A 16,664-nucleotide genomic window follows, 5' to 3' on the forward strand; every position below is an offset into this window, starting at 1 on the left:
AAGCCGGATCAAAGATGGATGACGGCCAGGTCCAGGCGGCCGTAATCGCCTTCGCTGTGCTCGCTTCTGGGCGGCACATGATGGGTTTTCATGACCTGATCACCCTGCAGGGTTTCCAGGTGAATGTCGAAACCCCAGAGGCGGTGCAAGTGCTTGAGCACTTCCTCGGTGGACTCTCCCAGCGGTTTGCGGTCGTGTTGCTGGTGACGCAGGGTCAGGGAGCGGTCACCACGCCGGTCGATGCTGTAGATCTGCACGTTGGGTTCGCGATTACCCAGGTTGTACTGTGCCGCGAGGGTTTCACGGATGATGCGGTAGCCACCTTCGTCGTGAATGGCGGGTACCAGCAGGTCATCCTTCTGGTCGTCATCGAGAATGCTGAACAGCTTCAGGTCGCGGATCACCTTCGGCGACAGGTATTGCAGGATGAAACTTTCATCCTTGAAGCTGCTCATGGCGAACTTGATGGCTGCCAGCCAGTCGGTGCCGGCAATTTCCGGGAACCAGCGGCGATCTTCCTCGGTGGGTTCTTCGCACATGCGCCGGATGTCCCGGTACATGGCAAACCCGAGAGTGTAGGGGTTGATTCCGCTGTAGTAAGGGCTGTCGAAGCCCGGCTGAAAGACCACGCTGGTGTGGGATGTCAGGAACTCCATCATGAAGCCGTCGGTGACCAGGCCCTCGTCGTACAGGTCGTTCATCAGGGTGTAGTGCCAGAACGTGGCCCAACCTTCATTCATCACCTGGGTCTGGCGCTGTGGATAAAAATACTGGGCGATCTTGCGCACGATGCGCACGATTTCCCGCTGCCATGGCTCCAGCAGTGGCGCGTGTTTTTCGATGAAGTACAGGATGTTTTCCTGAGGTTCGGCGGGGAAGCGTGCGTTGTCTTTGTCGCTGTACTTGTCCGCTCCTTTTGGAATGGTGCGCCACAGATCGTTGATCTGTTTCTGCAAATGCTCCTCCCGGTCCTTTTGCCGACGGCGTTCTTCTTCCGCGGAAATCGGATAAGGGCGTTTGTAGCGGTCGACACCATAGTTCATCAGCGCATGGCAGGAGTCGAGCAGGTCCTCGACCGCGTCGATACCGTGGCGTTCTTCGCACTGCATGATGTACTGCTTGGCAAACACCAGGTAGTCGATGATCGAACTGGCATCGGTCCAGGTGCGGAACAGGTAGTTGCCTTTGAAAAAGCTGTTGTGCCCATAGCAGGCATGGGCCACCACCAGCGCCTGCATGCAGATGGTGTTTTCTTCCATCAGGTAGGCGATGCAGGGGTCGGAGTTGATCACGATCTCGTACGCCAGACCCATCTGGCCGCGAGTGTAGGACTTTTCGGTGCTGAGGAAGTGCTTGCCGTAGGACCAGTGGTGATAACCCAGCGGCATACCGACCGAGGCGTAGGCGTCCATCATCTGTTCGGCGGTGATCACTTCGATCTGGTTGGGGTACGTATCGAGTGCGTAGCCGGCCGCAATACGACTGATTTCGCGGTCGTAGGCCTGGATCAGGTCGAACGTCCATTCGGAGCCGGTGGAAATGGGTTGGCGTTTCTGCTCTTTGGCGGTCATGTCACTAACCTGCGCTGGAAGAGTTCACGGAAGACCGGATAGATATCCCCGGCCGAGACCAGTTGTTGCTGGGCAAAAGTGTCGGAAAAGGCTTCGGCGATGCGCTCGTACTCAAACCACAGGGCCTGGTGTTCGCGCGGGGTGATCTCAACGTAAGTGTAGTACTGCACGAATGGCATGATCTGGTTGATCAGGATGTCGCGGCAGATCGGAGAGTCGTCGTTCCAGTTGTCACCGTCGGAGGCTTGGGCAGCGTAGATGTTCCACTCGTTGCTCGGATAACGCTCGGCCATGATCTCCTGCATCAGTTTCAGGGCGCTGGAGACGATGGTGCCGCCGGTTTCCCGGGAGTAGAAAAACTCCTCTTCATCCACTTCGCGGGCGCTGGTGTGATGGCGGATGAACACGACATCGATCTTTTCGTAGTTACGCTTGAGAAACAGGTACAGCAGGATAAAGAAGCGCTTGGCGATGTCCTTGGTCGCCTGGGTCATCGAGCCGGACACGTCCATCAGGCAGAACATCACGGCCTTGGAACTGGGGTTGGGTTGTTTGATGAGCAGGTTGTACTTGAGGTCGAATGTGTCGAGAAACGGTATGCGGTGAATGCGCGCGCTGAGTTTTTCGATTTCTGCTTCGATTTCCTGAATATCGCCGAAGTTGTCCGGCTCTTCCTGCTTGAGTCGCAGAAGTTCCTCTTTGGCTTCGCGCAGTTTTGCCCGGCTGCTGCCGGACAGGGCGATTCGCCGGGCGTGGGCTGAGCGCAGGGTGCGGATGATGTTGATCCGCGACGGGTTGCCCTCGTTGCTGATCCCGGCGCGCACGGTCTTGAAGGTGTCGGTGCCGGTCAGGTTGCGCTTGACCAGGTTGGGTAGTTCGAGGTCCTCGAACATGAATTCGAGAAATTCTTCCTGGGTGATCTGGAAGACGAATTCGTCCATCCCTTCGCCGGAATTGCCAGCCTTGCCGGGGCCTCGACCGCCACCGCCTCCCGGTGGACGGGCGATATGTTCGCCGCTGGTGAATTCCTTGTTGCCCGGGTGCACGACTGTCTGCTTGCCACCGCGACCATGGTGAAGCACCGGCTCGTCGATGTCGCGACCGGGAATGCTGATTTGTTCGCCGTGTTCCATATCGGTAATGGAGCGCCGGCTGACCGCCTCTTCGACAGCCTTTTTGATGTGATCACGGTAGCGCCGCAGAAACCGTTGGCGGTTCACCGTGCTCTTGTTCTTGCCATTGAGACGTCGGTCGATCACATAGCTCATGACTGCTCCTTAGAAGCTGTCCTGAAAGGGGCGAGCGGTGATGCAGCATAGGACTGAGAGCCAAGGGATGTACGACGCTCCCCCAAGCGCTGTGGATGCTGCTTGAACTCGCTACCGACTTTCGAACACCTTCCAGAGGCTTGTGTAACAGAAAATGCATACACAGGCCTCTGGCTGACGACAACCGGTCTGACCGGCAGCGGGTTATTGTGATTTTCTGACCCGCAGGTACCACTCGGACAGCAGTCGTACCTGTTTGTCGGTGTAGCCCCGCTCGACCATCCGTGTGACGAAGTCGTTGTGTTTCTGCTGGTCCTCTTTGCTTGCCTTGGCATTGAAGCTGATGACTGGCAGCAGGTCCTCGGTGTTGGAGAACATTTTCTTCTCGATGACCACCCGCAGTTTTTCGTAGCTGAGCCAGGTCGGGTTCTTGCCGTTGTTGTTGGCCCGGGCACGCAGTACGAAGTTGACGATTTCGTTGCGGAAATCCTTCGGATTGCTGATACCGGCCGGTTTTTCGATTTTCTCCAGTTCTTCGTTCAACGCTACGCGGTTGAGGATCTCGCCGGTTTCCGGGTCGCGGTATTCCTGGTCCTGGATCCAGAAGTCGGCGTACAGCACATAACGATCGAAGATGTTCTGGCCGTACTCGCTGTAGGACTCGAGGTAGGCAGTCTGGATCTCCTTGCCGATGAACTCGATGTAGCGCGGTGCCAGGTACTCCTTGAGGAAGCGCAGATAGCGTTCGCGGGTCTCGGCCTGGAACTGTTCCTGCTCGATCTGTTGTTCCAGCACGTAGAGCAAGTGCACCGGGTTGGCGGCAATTTCGTGCGGATCGAAGTTGAACACCTTCGACAGGATCTTGAACGCGAACCGGGTTGAGAGACCGTTCATGCCTTCGTCGACGCCCGCATTGTCGCGGTATTCCTGGATCGACTTGGCTTTCGGATCGGTGTCTTTGAGGTTCTCGCCGTCGTACACGCGCATCTTCGAGTAGATGTTGGAGTTTTCCGGCTCCTTGAGGCGCGAGAGCACGGTGAACTGGGCCAGCATCTTCAGGGTATCCGGCGCGCAATGCGCCTTGGCCAGCGAACTGTTGAACAGCAGCTTGTCGTAGATCTTCACTTCGTCACTGACCCGCAGGCAGTACGGCACTTTGACGATGTAGATCCGGTCGATGAAGGCTTCGTTGTTCTTGTTATTGCGGAAGGTGTGCCACTCCGATTCGTTGGAGTGCGCCAGCAGGATCCCGGTGAACGGAATCGCGCCGAGGCCTTCGGTACTGTTGTAGTTGCCTTCCTGGGTGGCGGTCAGCAATGGGTGCAGCACCTTGATCGGTGCCTTGAACATTTCGACGAATTCCATCAGGCCCTGGTTGGACCGGCACAGTGCGCCCGAGTAGCTGTATGCATCAGCGTCGTTCTGTGGGAATTCTTCCAGTTTGCGGATATCGACCTTACCCACCAGTGCCGAGATGTCCTGGTTGTTTTCATCGCCTGGTTCGGTCTTGGCCACGGCGATCTGGTTGAGGATCGACGGATAGAGTTTGACCACGCGGAACTGACTGATGTCGCCACCGAATTCGGCCAGGCGCTTGGTCGCCCATGGCGACATGATGGTGTTGAGGTAGCGCCGTGGAATGCCAAAGTCTTCCTCGAGGATCGCTCCATCTTCAGTGGAGTTGAACAGACCCAGGGGCGACTCGAAAACCGGCGAGCCCTTGATGGCATAGAAGGGCACTTTTTCCATCAGTTGCTTGAGCTTCTCGGCCAGGGACGATTTACCGCCACCGACAGGGCCGAGCAGGTAAAGAATCTGTTTCTTCTCTTCCAGGCCCTGAGCGGCGTGGCGGAAATACGACACGATCTGGTCGATGCATTCTTCCATCCCGTGGAAGTCTTCAAAGGCCGGATAGCGGCGGATGACCTTGTTGGAGAAGATGCGCGACAGTCTCGAGTTGGTCGAGGTGTCGAGCAGTTCCGGTTCACCGATGGCCAGTAGCAGACGCTCGGCGGCGGAAGCGTAGGCGCTGCGGTCTTTTTTGCACAGCTCAAGATACTCTTGCAGAGAGAGTTCTTCCTGGCGTGTGGACTCGAAGCGTTGTTGGAAGTGGCTAAAGATACTCATGACGTCACCTCGCTCGATACGTGGAGCCGACGCCGGATCACTCAGTCGATGCTGGCAGCAACCGAACAGGCGATTGCTGTTTACCCCCCAGAACTCTCCCGGAGCTGACTACTCCGAAAGCTACTCCCGATGACCCGTGCGCCGGTGTACCGGCTCTCCCCTGTTTTGGATGGCCTGGGCTTAAGGATAGTTGGGAATTCGGCAGGTAAAGGCGAGATACGTAATTAGTTGTGGCAGACCGTTCGTCTGCCACCGCGCCAGCCCGCGGGAGTCGGGGCTTGCAACGTTACAAAAAAATTATTCAGTGGTGCCTTGCGCCGTTTCCGCAGGATACGTCGTACGCCACAACTCGAATCCGCCATCCATGCTGTAGACGTCGGAGAAGCCTTGGCTGATCAGGTAGGCGGCCGCGCCCTGGCTGGAATTGCCGTGATAGCAGACCACCACGGTCGGTGCATCGAGGTCGGCGCCCTGGATGAAAGCGTGCAGGGAATGATTGTCCAGATGCTTCGAGCCTGCGATGTGCAGGGCGGCAAAAGTGGCCGGGTCGCGGACGTCGACCACCACTGCGCCTTGTTCGCGCAGGGCTTGGGCCTGTTCCGGGGGGATACGTTTGAATTCGCTCATGGCGGGCTCCTGTGGCTCGGCTGAAGGGGCAGTCTAGCGCGGGGCGCTGGCTGGCGATGTTTGGGGAATGGATGAGCCGACTGGCGGCACGGCATGACCGTGTTCGTCGCATTTGCAGGACAGGCGCTCAAAGCTGTCGACGTTCATCAGGGTCAGGGCGCCGCCCCAGACGCAACCGGTGTCGAGGGCCGAGATGCCCGGCTCGTCGCACTTGCCTTCCAGTGCTGCCCAGTGACCGAAGATGATTTTCAGATCCTTGGTCTTGCGTTCCTTGTGCTGGAACCAGGGCTTGTAGCCAGGTGGTGCGGTATCGAGGCCTTCTTTGCTCTTGAGGTCGAGCTTGCCTTCGGCGGTGCAGAAGCGCATGCGCGTGAAATAGTTGGTGATCACCCGCAGGCGCGTCACGCCTTTGAGGTCGTTGTCCCATTTCGCCGGATCGTTGCCGTACATGCCATCGAGGTAGGGCGGCAACAGGTTGTCGTCACGCAAGGCGGTCTCGACTTCGGCAGCACACTTCAAGGCTTTGCGCAGCGACCACTGCGGTGGAATGCCGGCATGGACCAATACAAGGTTGCGCCGTTCGTCGTAGTGCATGAGCTTTTGCTGGCGCAGCCATTCCAGCAGTTCCGCGCTATCGGGCGCTTCAATGATCTCGCGCAGGGTGTCGGCCTTCTTCAGGCGTTCGATGTTGCGTCCGGCCGCCAGCAGGTGCAGGTCGTGGTTGCCGAGCACGCACACCAGCGATTCGCGAATGCTGTAGAGGAAGCGCAGGGTTTCCAGAGACTGTGGGCCGCGGTTGACCAAGTCGCCCACCAGCCACAGACGATCCCGTTGTGGGTCGAACGCCACTTGTTTGAGCAGGCATTGCAGGGCTTGAAGACAGCCTTGCAGGTCACCGACAGCGTACGTTGCCATCAGTGCAGGGCTCCGGGCACCGCCAGGCGGAAGGGCGCGATGATGGCATCGAAGTGTTTGCCGTCGTCGGACAGCATCTGATAGGTGCCTTGCATGGTGCCGACCTTGGTGGTCATGACCGTGCCGCTGCTGTAGGTGTGGCTCTTGCCGGGGTCGATCAACGGCTGCTGACCTACCACGCCTGCGCCGCGCACTTCTTCGACATGCCCGTCACCATCGGTGATGACCCAGTGCCGTGAAAGCAGTTTGGCGGGCATTTCGCCATTATTTTGCACGGTGATGGTGTAGGCGAAGGCAAAGCGGTCGTGCTCGGGTTGCGATTGTTCTGCCAGATAGCGGGTGACGACGCTGACGTCGACCTGATAACGAGGATCGGACATGCAAGGGGCCTTAAAAACGAAGCGGGACGCGGGGCGTAGCTGTTGGGGTTCAGTCTAGGCCAAGTATCGGGTAGTAGACCAGAGTGGCGTCCTACCCGATAGCGCTCATCGCTTGTCAGTCTGTGGCAGGCTTTTGTTCGCTGAGTTTGTCAGCCAGGCGCACGAAGGCAGCCAGGTCGAGTTGCTCGGGACGCAGGCTGCCATCGACGCCGGCGGCTTCGATTTCGGCATTGCTCAGCAGCAGCTTCAGGGTGTTGCGCAGGGTTTTGCGGCGCTGGTTGAACGCTTCGCGTACGACGCGTTCCAGCAGGCGATGATCCTTGGCCGGGTGCGGCAGTACCGAGTGGGGCACCAGGCGCACGATGGCCGAGTCGACTTTCGGTGGCGGGTTGAACGCGCCCGGGCCGACGTTGAACAGGTGCTCGACCCGGCAGTGGTACTGAACCATGATCGACAAACGGCCCCAGTCACCACCACCAGGGCCGGCCGCCAGGCGCTCGACCACTTCCTTTTGCAGCATGAAGTGCATGTCGCGAATCAGGTGCGAGTTGTGCAAGAGGTGAAAAATCAGCGGCGTGGAGATGTTGTACGGCAGGTTGCCGACCACACGCAGGCTGCCAGGCGCGGCATTCAGGCTGTTGAAGTCGAACTTCAGCGCATCGCCCTGATGCAGGTTGAAGTTGCTCTTGCCGGCAAACTGCTGGTTGAGGATCGGGATCAGGTCCTTGTCCAGCTCCACCACGTCGAGTTGCGCGCCGCTGCTGAGCAGGCCTTGGGTCAGTGCGCCCTGGCCCGGGCCGATTTCCAGCAGGCGGTCTTCTGCCTTGGCATGAATGGAGCGCAGGATGCGGTCGATAACGCCGGCATCGTGCAGGAAGTTCTGGCCAAAGCGTTTGCGCGCCTTGTGTTGGTAGTGCTCGGTCATAAACGGGTCTCGGCCATCTGGTAGGCGGTTTCCAGGGCGACTTGCAGGCTGCCGGTGTCGATCTTGCCGCTGCCGGCCAGGTCCAGGGCTGTGCCGTGGTCGACCGAGGTGCGGATGATCGGCAAGCCGAGGGTCACGTTGACTGCCGCGCCGAAGCCTTTGTACTTCAGCACCGGCAGGCCCTGGTCGTGGTACATCGCCAGCACCGCATCGCAGTGCTCCAGATATTTGGGGGTAAACAGAGTGTCGGCGGGCAGGGGGCCACGAAGGTCCATGCCCTCGCCGCGCAAGCGCTCTAATGTGGGTTCGATGATATCGATTTCTTCATGGCCCAGGTGTCCGCCCTCGCCGGCATGGGGGTTGAGCCCGCAGACCAGGATGCGCGGTTGGGCGATGCCGAACTTGTCTTGCAGGTCGGCGTGCAGGATTCGCGTGACGCGTTCCAGACGCTCCGGCGTGATTGCGTCGGCAATCTCGCGAAGGGGCAGGTGAGTGGTCACCAGGGCTACGCGCAAACCGCGTGTGGCCAGCATCATCACCACTTGCGCGGTGTGGGTCAGGTCGGCGAGGAACTCCGTGTGCCCGGAAAAGGCGATGCCGGATTCGTTGATCACGCCTTTGTGCACCGGTGCGGTAATCATGCCGGCGAAATCTCCGCTCAGGCAGCCCTGGCCGGCGCGGGTCAGGGTTTCCAGAACGAAGGCAGCGTTGGCCTTGTCCAGTTGCCCGGCGACGACCTTGGCATTGAGCGGTGTATCCCAGACATACAGGCTGTTGGCTGGCGCGGGTGCATCCGGCCAGTTGTCGGGCGTAACCGGCAGCAAGTCGACGGCCACACCCAGCTGCGCGGCCCGCTCAATGAGCAGATCGCGGCTGGTGATGGCAATCAGGGGGTGTGGCTGGGCTTGCGAGGCGAGCAGCAGGCACAGGTCTGGACCTATGCCGGCCGGTTCGCCGGGTGTCAGCGCGAAACGTTGGGGTTTCACTGCGCTGCCTGGTCGGCGCCAGGGAGTTTGATTTCCACGTACGCTTCGTCACGGATCTGACGCAGCCAGGTTTGCAGCTCTTCGTCGTATTTGCGGTTACGCAAAACGGTCATTGCCTGCTGCTCGCGAGCCTGTGTGGTGCTGTCGGTGGCGCGACGACCAAGAACTTCCAGGACGTGCCAGCCGTATTGAGTCTGGAACGGCTTGGACAGCTGACCTTGCGGGGTCTTGGCCATCACTTGGCGGAACTCGGGCACCAGCGCGTTCGGGTCGATCCAGTTCAGGTCGCCGCCGTTGAGGGCGGAACCCGGGTCTTCCGAGTAGCTTTTCGCCAGCTCGCCGAAGTCTTCGCCAGCCTCGATACGGCTGTAGAGCGACTCAGCCAGGGCCTTGGTTTTCGCTTCGTCGCGGATCGGGCTCGGTTTGACCAGGATGTGGCGCACATGCACTTCATCGCGCATCTGGGTCTCGCCGCCACGCTTGTCGAGGATCTTCAGGATGATGAAGCCGCCCGGCGTGCGCATTGGCTGGGTGACATCACCCACCGGCATGGTGCTCAGCAGGCGATCGAACGGCGGAGGCAGTTGAGCGGCTTTACGCCAGCCCATGTCACCACCTTCCAGTGCGGTTTCGCTGGCGGACTTGGCGATTGCCAACTGACCGAAGTCAGCGCCTTGCTTGAGCTGCTGGTAAATCGTATCGGCCTGTTTGGCTGCATTCTGAATCGCGTCGGAGTTGGCGCTTTCCGGCGTAGGAATCAGGATGTTGGCCAGGTGGAACTCTTCGGACAGCTGCATTTTGCCCAGGTCGGACGCCAGGAAGTTTTTCACTTCCTGCTCGGAGACCTGAATGCGTTCGGCAACCCGACGCTGGCGCACACGGCTGATGACCATTTCGCGACGAATCTGCTCACGTGCGTCATCGTAGGACAGGCCGTCGCGAGTCAGTGCGGCACGGAACTGCTCGACCGACATGTTGTTGCGCTGGGCAATGGTGCCGACAGCCTGGTTCAACTCTTCGTCGGTAATGCGGATGCCGGAGCGCTCGCCGATCTGCAATTGCAGGTTTTCGACGATCAGGCGCTCAAGTACCTGCTGCTCCAGGACGCTGGCCGGGGGCACGGCAGAACCACGCTTGGCAATGGTTTGCTGAACTTCATGAACGCGTTGGTCCAGTTGGCTCTGCATGACCACGTCGTTGTCGACGATGGCCACCACTTTATCGATGGACTGTACGGCGGCACTGGCCGCCGTACTCAGGAACAGCGCGCCCAGCATCAGCGGGCGCAGACAATCAGAAAGCTTGGTCTTCACGTTCACGATAACCTTGAATGCCTTTGTCGAGGAAGCTCTCTGCCTTGGCGCCGGTGAGGCCGCCGAGTCCCTTCAGAACAATTTGGAGGAAGACGCCATGGTCGCCTTTTTCGTTTTGCGGTGCCTGCTGGCTGAACTCGTCATAATCAACGAAGTAGCGGTTGATCAGGCGCAGTTTCCAGCAGCAACTGTCGTACTCGAAACCACCGAAGGCTTCCAGGGTACGGTTGCGGTTGTAGTCATACTGCCAGCGGCTGATAGCGCTCCATTGCGGCACGATCGGCCAGATCACCGAGAAGTCGTGCTGCTGGATCTTGTAGTAATCCTTCACGAAACCAGGCTGGCCAGGGGTGCCGTAGTCACCGCCGAACTGCCATTTACCGGTGTTCTGGTTGTAGATCACCTGGTCGTTACGATAGCGATAGCCAACGTTGACGACCTTGTTCGGGTTGTCCTCAGGCTGGTAGTGGAACATCGCGCTGCCCGAACGAGGGCTGCGGCTGTCCGGGTCCCAGTTGTAGTCGGCCGTGGTACGCCAGTCGCGGTTCCAGCGATACTCGTATTCCAGTGCATATGGGGAAACGCTGGCTTTGGCGTCGTCACGGTCGTTGAAGTTCACGCCTGGCAACTGGACTTCACGGTCCTTGAAGTACAAGGCCTGGCCGACACTGATGCGTTGACGCTCGAAACCGTTGTCTTCGATCCAGCGGCTGGTCACACCCAGGGACAATTTGTTCTCGTCGCCGACACGGTCGGAACCGGAGAAACGATTGTCACGGAACAGCGATGCATAGTTGAAGGTGTATTCGCTGGTATCGAATACCGGGATGTCTTCCTGGTCGACTTCAGGCACGTACAGGTAGAACAGACGCGGCTCGAGGGTCTGGCGGTAGTTCTTGCCGAAATACTGGGTATTGCGATCGAAGTATAGGCCGCTGTCGATGCTGGCGATCGGCACGCCACGGTTCTGGTTGCTGTCGAAGGTCCCGCTGAGCTTGTCCTGCTCTGCGCTTTGCGCGGCGATCTGCGCCTTGCCGGTGTTGTCCAGATCCAGTTGGTACTGGGTGTACTGGTACTTGAGCTTCGGTTTCAGGAAGCCGTAGGTCCAGTTCAATGGCAGGCTGATAGCCGGAGCCAGGTTGAGTCGGTCGCCATTGGCGCGAGCCAGGCCTTGAATGTTGTTATCAAGGCGGGGAGAGCCGACGCCGTCTTCGTCAAAGTATGTTCCGCTCTGCAGATCCCGGTCAAACCGTACGAGTTCGGTGTTGTACGTGAAGTCCAGGCCTTCCGGATGATAAGGCAGCATGCCGTCGAGGGTGAGCTGCGGCAGGCGGTCGTACGGCGTAATGTTCGACACGGTCGCCAGTTGGTATGCCTGGGCGTTCACGCGAGCGGTATAGCTGTCGCCGCGATAGGTGACGGAACCCTGCTGGTTCACGTAGTCGCTGCTTTTGATGCCAATCTGGTCGGTCTGCAGATCCTGGAAGTAATACGGATCGCTGATCTTGGTGTAGTCGACTTGCGTGAGCACTCGCGAGTCTAGACCACCCTTGTGCTGCCAGTTGTACATGTAGCGGGTTTTTTCGGCGTCACTCTGCTTGTCGCGTTCGTCGCTTTCGTCGTTGAGGTACGCCGCACCGAACTGGCCTTCGCTGGACTTGGTCAGGTAGCGGAATTCGCCTTCCATCAACAAGCCGTGCTTTTCCATGTAGCGCGGGTACAACGTGGCATCGTAGTTCGGTGCCAGGTTGAAGTAGTACGGGGTGACCAGCATGAAACCGGTATCGCTGCCGGTGCCGATGGTCGGCGGCAGGAAGCCGGACTGGCGACGGTCGTCGATCGGGAAATAGATGTACGGCGTGTACAGGACCGGAATGTCCTTGACCCGCAGCGTTACGTTGGTCGCCGTACCGAAGCCGGTGGCCGGGTTCAGGGTGATGTTGTTGCCCTTGAGCTGCCAGGCGTTGCTGTTCGGTTCGCACGTGGTGTACGTACCATCCTTGAGGCGGATGATCGCGTTCTCGGCACGTTTGGCGTACAGCGCATTACCGCGGATACGGGATTTGTGCATCACGTATTCGGCGTTGTCGACCTTGGCTTCACCGGTGTCGAGCTGCACGTCGGCGTGGTCGCCGACGATCAGTGCGCCGTTGTCGCGAATGCGCACGTTGCCGTTCAGGTCGCCACGGCTTTCAGCCTGGTACAGGTTGGCTTCATCGGCTTCGACCTGCATGCTGCCCTGACGCATGACAACGTCGCCGGCCAGGGTCGCGACCTGCTCATCCTGCTTATAGCGGGAGGCTTTTGCACCGATAAAGGTGGGTGCGTCACTTTTATTCGTCTTGTCATTCATGCCAGGACGAATCGGTTCGATATAGGAACCAGAGCAATAAGGACCGGTTTCGGCCAATTGTGCGGCGGTGAGCTGCTCGCGGGGAACCCAGTCGAGGTGACTGTAGTCTGCGCTACGCGACTTCAGGCCACGGCCTTTGGACTCGGTGACCAGCACCGGCTTGGCGCCAGTGTCTTCGCTGGAACCGTTCTCGGCCGGGGCTTCGCCGGTGGCGGAAACTGCGCTGCCATCATGAACGGGACGCGGTGGCAATGCAGCCGCCGGCGACTTTGGTGCACAGTTCCAGGAACCCGAAGCAGAGACTGAGCAGTCAAACTGTTCCGCGGCGACCACATAGGAAGTGGCGAGGGGTTGCAGCGCCAGCAAACTGCCGGTAACCAACAACGGAAATTTTTTACCAAACGCGGGGGATTTCAATGCCATCTTATTAGTCCGGGCTTCCTGCGTGCCATCTGCCCGCGGTGTGGGCCGCACGCCTCTCGATGGTCTGAAAAAGATGCTGGATAATAAAGCATGACCCGCTTGACGGCTAGCGCCGTCGGAGACCCTTGCAATGCCTGATAAAGATGTACGCTTGCAACACCTGAAAGTTTGGCTCGATGAACAATTGGCGACCCTTTTTGCCGAGCAGGGCTGGGGCATTGTACCCCCGGCCACGTTGACTGCGGCTAGCAGCGACGCGAGTTTTCGGCGGTATTTCCGTTGGGAAGGCGGTGGCAAAAGTTTCATCGTGATGGACGCGCCGCCGCCCCAGGAAAACTGCAAACCCTTCGTGGATATCGCCTTTTTGCTGGCAAAGTCCGGAATAAATGTGCCGAAAATTTATGCCGAAGACCTCGAGCGCGGTTTTCTATTGCTCAATGACCTGGGTAACAAGACCTATCTGGACGTCATCGACAGCGAAAACGCCGACGATTTGTTCAGGGATGCCCTGCAAGCGTTGCTGGCTTTCCAGCAGTTACCGATGGTTGCGCCTCTACCGAGCTATGACGTGGCCTTGTTACGTCGTGAGCTGGAACTGTTCCCCGAGTGGTACGTGAAGCGCGAATTGGGCATCGAATTCGACGCGGCGCAACAAGTGCTCTGGCAGCAGGTCAGCGAACTGTTGATCGACAGCGCCCTGGCACAGCCAAAAGTCCTGGTGCATCGCGACTACATGCCGCGCAACCTGATGCTCAGCGAGCCCAATCCCGGTGTGCTGGATTTCCAGGATGCGGTGTATGGCCCGGTGACCTACGACGTGACCTGCCTGTTCAAGGACGCATTTCTCAGCTGGCCGCAAGAACGCGTGCACGGCTGGCTCGAAAGCTACTGGCAGCAAGCGGGTGCCCTCGCAATTCCGGTTCAGCCCGACTTCGAGGACTTCCTGCGTGCCAGCGACTTGATGGGCGTGCAACGCCACTTGAAAGTCATCGGCATTTTCGCGCGTATCTGCCATCGAGACGGCAAGCCGCGTTACCTGGGCGATGTGCCGCGTTTCTTTGCGTACATAGAAGGCGTGATCGCTCGTCGCCCTGAACTGGCCGAGCTGGATGTGTTGCTGGCCAGTCTGCGTGTCGGAGTGAGCGCATGAAGGCAATGATTCTGGCCGCGGGTAAAGGCGAACGCATGCGCCCGCTGACCCTGACCACGCCAAAACCGCTGGTTCGTGCAGGCGGAGTGCCGTTGATCGAGTATCACCTGCGAGCGTTGGCCGCCGCCGGGTTCACTGACATCGTGATCAATCACGCCTGGCTCGGTCAGCAGATCGAAGACTATCTGGGCGATGGATCGCGCTATGGCGTGAGCATTCAATACTCGGCGGAAGGCCAGCCCCTGGAAACCGGCGGTGGGATTTTCCACGCGTTGCCGTTGTTGGGGGATGAAGCGTTTGTCGTGGTCAATGGCGACATCTGGACCGATTACGACTTCAGCGTGCTGCATCAGCCCATCAACGGCCTGGCGCACCTGGTGCTGGCCGGCAACCCGCCCCATCATCCGGCCGGGGACTTCAGCCTGGTCGGAACGCAGGTGCGCGACGGTCAGCCGGAGGCCGCCACTCTGACCTACAGCGGCATCGCCGTGTTGCATCCGCAGCTGTTCGACGGTTGCACCGCGGGGGCCTTCAAGCTCGCGCCGCTGTTGCGCAAAGCCATGGCTGACGGTCAGGTGACCGGAGAGCAATTGAGGGGGCACTGGGTCGATGTCGGCACTCACGAGCGTCTGGCCGAAGTTGAAACATTGATAGAAGCGAGCCGCTGACATGCTGTGGCCAGGGACTCTGATCGGAGCCGGAGCAGGCTTTGCCATAGCCAGTATTCCGGGGGCCATGCTCGGCGCGTTGTTGGGGCAGGCGCTGGACCGGCGCTTGCACCTGCAAAGCTGGGGGCACTTGTGGGAAAAGCTGGGCGGTCGCCCGGTGCTGCGTAACGATGAGTTGCTGTTTGTCTTGTTGGGGCGCCTGGCCAAGTGTGACGGCCAGGTGATGGCTGGGCACATCGAACAGGCCCGAGCGGAAATGCGCTCGCTGGACATGTCCGAGTCGGCCCGGCGTCGTGCGATTGCCGCGTTCAATCGCGGCAAGTCGGGCCGCGACCGGTTACACGGTTATCTGCGTCGCCTGAGTGCCCAGCCCCATGCGGCAGAAGGCGTGTTGCGCGCCTGCTGGCGAATGGTGTGGGCCGATGGTCGTGCCGGCAGCAGTGAACGTCAATTGATTGGCCAATGGGGCAAGTGGTTGGGCTGGACGCCCCATCAGGTACAAGCGTTGGCCCACGACTATGAGCCGCAGAAGCGGCCATTGGGCAGCAGCGTGCCAAATTATCAGGACGCGTTAAGGCTTTTGGGCGTGTCGGCCACCACTGAGCCGGCACAGATCAAGCGTGCTTATCGGCGCCTGCTCAGTCGTCATCATCCGGACAAGATTGCTGGCAGTGGCGCGACGGCGATGCAGGTGCGTGAGGCCACCGAGCGAACGCGTGAACTGCATAACGCCTATACGCTGATTCGGGAGCGGCGGGATTTTCGCTAGCCCGGAAAGCTTACGTCGCCAGTAATACCGCTATCGCGAGCAAGCTCGCTCCCACAGGTTTTGTGTCGTACGCAATTTTGTGATCGGCATAAAACCTGTGGGAGCGTGGCTTGCCCGCGATGAAGGCGCCTCGGTCTGTCAGCCCGCCGGGTTCTGCGGGCTCAACCAGCCCCGCACCCGACGGAACAGTTGCTCCTGTTCGGCCTTGGTATCCGGCAACGCCTTGAGTGCAACCTGGCTGAATGCCGATGACTTCTGGCGTTTGCTGGCCTGCAGTCGCTCCAGTGCTGTGTCGCGATCCAGCGCTTTGTCCTTGTAGAAAATATCCGCGGTTGGCAGTTTCAGGGTCGGGGTCAGCTCTGCCAGCCCGGGCGTGGCCACCACAGGTGTCCGGGCGGCAACCATCACCAGTTTTTCGACCTGCGATGGCTGCTTCTCGCTCAGGTAGCGCGCGGCCCAATAGGCGCCGGAACCATGCCCCAACACCACGATACTGCGGGCGCTTTGCTGTTCGGCGAAGGCGATCGCGGCGTCGATCCGGGCGAAGATGCGCTCGGCATCTGCCTTGGACTGTTCTTCGCTGGTTCCGGCGACGGCCTTGTCGGCCACATCGGCCTCGCCACCGGCCACCTGTTCGATGGGGGCGGCGGTGGTCGAGTCTTTACTGACGGTTTCGGGGGGCTTGGGAGCCTGTGCTGCTTCGACGATTCGTGGCGCAATGGCATCGCTTTGCAGGTCCGGCAAGGTGATACTCAGGCTGCTCCACTCGGCATCCGGCAATTTGCGCCGCAAAGGGCCGATCGCTTGCGGCCAGTCAACGGTTTCACCGGCGCCCGGGATAATAATCACCGCGCCTTTGGGTTCGGCGGTATTGGCCGGTCTCCACAAGGCCAGAAACGTGTCGGTGCCTGCTTGCAGTTGTAGCTGTTCCTGAGCCGGGATCTTTCGCTCAAGTGCAGTCGCTTCTTCCTGACTACGCTCAGGCAGCGGCTGACGTTCGAGTGGTTTCTCTTCGGCGGTTTTTTCCTCCGTGGCGGGCGCCGGGTCGGCCGCCTTGACGGAAAAAGCGCAAGGCAGGATCAGCGACAGGCACAATGCTGGCAGTGCCAGGCGGTAGACAAGGGGCATCGGATATTCCAGGCCAGAAGATGTTCCGGCAGCCTAATGGGTTGGTCAGTATTTGTCAGTG

At 59.6% G+C, this 16,664-nt stretch carries 14 protein-coding genes; 3 read left to right on the top strand and 11 right to left on the bottom strand.

Annotated elements, in window-relative coordinates:
- Nucleotides 1–8 precede the first annotated feature (8 nt).
- From AC1DVE_RS19845 to AC1DVE_RS19890, 10 genes are all read right to left on the bottom strand, one after another.
- Nucleotides 9–1,571, bottom strand: coding sequence for a SpoVR family protein (locus AC1DVE_RS19845; RefSeq protein WP_477784144.1), 1,563 nt, complete (start codon nucleotides 1,569–1,571; stop codon nucleotides 9–11).
- Complete coding sequence (locus AC1DVE_RS19850; RefSeq protein WP_007993202.1) at nucleotides 1,568–2,839, bottom strand: YeaH/YhbH family protein; 1,272 nt, start codon at nucleotides 2,837–2,839, stop codon at nucleotides 1,568–1,570. The genes AC1DVE_RS19845 and AC1DVE_RS19850 overlap by 4 nt, the downstream gene beginning before the upstream one ends.
- A gap of 204 nt (nucleotides 2,840–3,043) precedes the next feature.
- Nucleotides 3,044–4,966 (bottom strand): PrkA family serine protein kinase, encoded by a 1,923-nt coding sequence (locus AC1DVE_RS19855; RefSeq protein ID WP_007982655.1) that lies wholly within the window; start codon nucleotides 4,964–4,966, stop codon nucleotides 3,044–3,046.
- 297 nt (nucleotides 4,967–5,263) lie between these two features.
- Nucleotides 5,264–5,593 (bottom strand): thiosulfate sulfurtransferase GlpE, encoded by a 330-nt coding sequence (gene glpE / locus AC1DVE_RS19860; RefSeq protein WP_008051614.1) that lies wholly within the window; start codon nucleotides 5,591–5,593, stop codon nucleotides 5,264–5,266.
- A gap of 33 nt (nucleotides 5,594–5,626) precedes the next feature.
- The gene (locus tag AC1DVE_RS19865) at nucleotides 5,627–6,508 is read right to left on the bottom strand and encodes a symmetrical bis(5'-nucleosyl)-tetraphosphatase (protein ID WP_223460309.1); all 882 of its coding nucleotides are present in this window, start codon (nucleotides 6,506–6,508) and stop codon (nucleotides 5,627–5,629) included.
- Nucleotides 6,508–6,888, bottom strand: a complete 381-nt coding sequence (gene apaG, locus AC1DVE_RS19870) for a Co2+/Mg2+ efflux protein ApaG (protein WP_007980214.1) — start codon at nucleotides 6,886–6,888, stop codon at nucleotides 6,508–6,510. The genes AC1DVE_RS19865 and apaG overlap by 1 nt, the downstream gene beginning before the upstream one ends.
- A 115-nt stretch (nucleotides 6,889–7,003) precedes the next feature.
- Nucleotides 7,004–7,813: a 16S rRNA (adenine(1518)-N(6)/adenine(1519)-N(6))-dimethyltransferase RsmA gene (gene rsmA / locus AC1DVE_RS19875; RefSeq protein ID WP_223460306.1), complete on the bottom strand. Its 810-nt coding sequence runs from the start codon at nucleotides 7,811–7,813 to the stop codon at nucleotides 7,004–7,006.
- Entirely contained in the window at nucleotides 7,810–8,799 is a 990-nt protein-coding gene (pdxA, locus tag AC1DVE_RS19880) for a 4-hydroxythreonine-4-phosphate dehydrogenase PdxA (protein WP_223460304.1), read from the bottom strand. The genes rsmA and pdxA overlap by 4 nt, the downstream gene beginning before the upstream one ends.
- The gene (surA, locus tag AC1DVE_RS19885; protein ID WP_223460303.1) at nucleotides 8,796–10,112 is read right to left on the bottom strand and encodes a peptidylprolyl isomerase SurA; all 1,317 of its coding nucleotides are present in this window, start codon (nucleotides 10,110–10,112) and stop codon (nucleotides 8,796–8,798) included. The genes pdxA and surA overlap by 4 nt, the downstream gene beginning before the upstream one ends.
- The gene (locus AC1DVE_RS19890; protein WP_223460301.1) at nucleotides 10,093–12,888 is read right to left on the bottom strand and encodes an LPS-assembly protein LptD; all 2,796 of its coding nucleotides are present in this window, start codon (nucleotides 12,886–12,888) and stop codon (nucleotides 10,093–10,095) included. Before AC1DVE_RS19890 ends, surA begins: the two co-directional genes overlap by 20 nt.
- 130 nt (nucleotides 12,889–13,018) lie before the next feature.
- On the opposite strand from AC1DVE_RS19890, the gene AC1DVE_RS19895 reads away from it, so the two are divergent.
- Genes AC1DVE_RS19895 through AC1DVE_RS19905 form a run of 3 tightly spaced genes read left to right on the top strand, consistent with a single transcriptional unit; the run spans nucleotide 13,019 to nucleotide 15,475 of the window.
- The gene (locus AC1DVE_RS19895; RefSeq protein ID WP_223460299.1) at nucleotides 13,019–14,038 is read left to right on the top strand and encodes an aminoglycoside phosphotransferase family protein; all 1,020 of its coding nucleotides are present in this window, start codon (nucleotides 13,019–13,021) and stop codon (nucleotides 14,036–14,038) included.
- Complete coding sequence (gene murU / locus AC1DVE_RS19900) at nucleotides 14,035–14,706, top strand: N-acetylmuramate alpha-1-phosphate uridylyltransferase MurU (protein ID WP_223460297.1); 672 nt, start codon at nucleotides 14,035–14,037, stop codon at nucleotides 14,704–14,706. The genes AC1DVE_RS19895 and murU overlap by 4 nt, the downstream gene beginning before the upstream one ends.
- 1 nt (nucleotide 14,707) lies before the next feature.
- Entirely contained in the window at nucleotides 14,708–15,475 is a 768-nt protein-coding gene (locus tag AC1DVE_RS19905; RefSeq protein WP_223460295.1) for a TerB family tellurite resistance protein, read from the top strand.
- Between the two features lie 138 nt (nucleotides 15,476–15,613).
- Here AC1DVE_RS19905 and AC1DVE_RS19910 read toward each other — a convergent pair whose 3' ends face one another.
- The gene (locus AC1DVE_RS19910) at nucleotides 15,614–16,603 is read right to left on the bottom strand and encodes an alpha/beta hydrolase family protein (protein WP_223460293.1); all 990 of its coding nucleotides are present in this window, start codon (nucleotides 16,601–16,603) and stop codon (nucleotides 15,614–15,616) included.
- Nucleotides 16,604–16,664: the final 61 nt, after the last annotated feature.

This window comes from Pseudomonas sp. P4_B4 (assembly GCF_056402255.1).